General features: G+C 70.9%; 2 protein-coding genes. One reads left to right on the forward strand and one right to left on the reverse strand.

Annotation, left to right across the window (positions count from 1 at the left end; translation table 11 throughout):
• On the reverse strand, nucleotides 1-836 hold an 836-nt coding region (locus tag AC2W7J_RS18090; protein WP_485984151.1), incomplete at its 3' end, for a class I SAM-dependent methyltransferase.
• 111 nt (nucleotides 837-947) lie between these two features.
• On the opposite strand from AC2W7J_RS18090, the gene AC2W7J_RS18095 reads away from it, so the two are divergent.
• The coding region (locus AC2W7J_RS18095; protein WP_485984153.1) for a mechanosensitive ion channel at nucleotides 948-1,453 on the forward strand (506 nt) is incomplete at its 3' end.

A 1,453-nucleotide genomic window follows, 5' to 3' on the forward strand; every position in this document is an offset into this window, starting at 1 on the left:
GCCGAGCGGCGGGCGCTCTCGACGGCGTCGGGCGCCACCTCGACCCCCTCGACCGGCGGCGGGTGGTCCCCCTTCGCCACGGCGGCGTTGAGGGCGAAGCCGCCCACCCCGCAGTAGAGGTCGAGCACGCTCGCCGGGTCGAGCCGGGACACCCACTCCCTGGCCTGTCGGTAGAGGCCGGCCGCGACGGTCGTGTTGGTCTGGAAGAAGCTGCGCGGCCGCAGGTGGAAGGTGATGTCGTCCAGTCGCATCGGCAGCGTGTCCTCCTCGGTGAGGACGAGCTCCTCGTCTCCCTCGAGCACCGCCTTGTGCTCGGGCTGGAGGTTGACGGAGACGACCCTGAGGCCCGGCACGGCCTCACGCAGCGACTCCAGACCGCGTCGGATGCGACCGACCTGGCCGGGGGAGCGCAGCACGAAGCGGGCCATGAGGTCGCCGTCGGGTGACCCGGTGACGATGAGGTGCTTGAGCTCGCCCTGCCGTCCCGGCACGTCGAAGGGCACGAGGCCCAGCTCGGCGACGGCGGGCACGAGCCGGTCGAGCGCGGCCTCGAGCCGCGGTTCGTAGAGCCCGCACTCGGGCAGCGAGACGCCGCGCAGGTCGGCATCGAGGATCCCGAAGGTCGGGGCGTCACGGGTTCCTCCGACGACGAGCTTCGCCTTGTTGCGGAAGCCGGCCTCCGGTCCGACGAAGGGGGTGCCCCATGCCTCGTCGTCCACGGTGTCGGTGAGCAGCCCGCGCACCTGCGCGGCGAGGTCGACGACCTGGCGCTCGTAGGGGCGGCCCATGAGGGTGCACGAGCGGCACTCACCGGCCTCGTGATGGGAGCAGCGCATGGGTTCACCTAACCATCCGGAATCCGGGGGCCTCTCATCCGGCACCGACCGCCGATCGTCAGTACGGTCGAAGGGCCAGACACACACATGTCACGACAACGGGAGGACATCATGGACACCGGCTTCTTCGACGGGGTCGATTGGCCAGGACTGCTCGGCAAGGCCTTGGCTGCCGTGGCGATCCTCGTCATCACCTGGATCGTCGCGATGATCGTCAAGTCGCTCTTCACCAAGCTCTCGGGCAAGATCCCGGCGCTGCAGCGGGCAGGTGCCGACGGCGCCTCCGTCGGGACGACGCTCGGCTCGATCGGCTCCCTTGTCGTGTGGATGCTCGGTCTCGTCGCCATCCTGCAGGTCCTCGGCCTGAGCCAGGTGCTCACGCCGATCCAGGGCATGGCCGACGGGGTCCTGGGCTTCCTGCCCAACCTCATCGGTGCCGGCATTGTCTTCTTCGTCGGTGCCCTGCTCGCCAAGGTCGTGCGGCAGCTCGTGGAGACCGCGCTCGCGGCCCTGCCCTTCGACCGCTGGCTGAAGAAGGGCCGGCTCGACGACGAGCTCGCTCCCCCGGCGCCCCGGCCGTCTCGCAGGCCGGTCCGCCGCCCCCGCCGCCGGGTCAG

It is taken from the genome of Janibacter sp. CFPM2_SD2 (assembly GCF_057364645.1).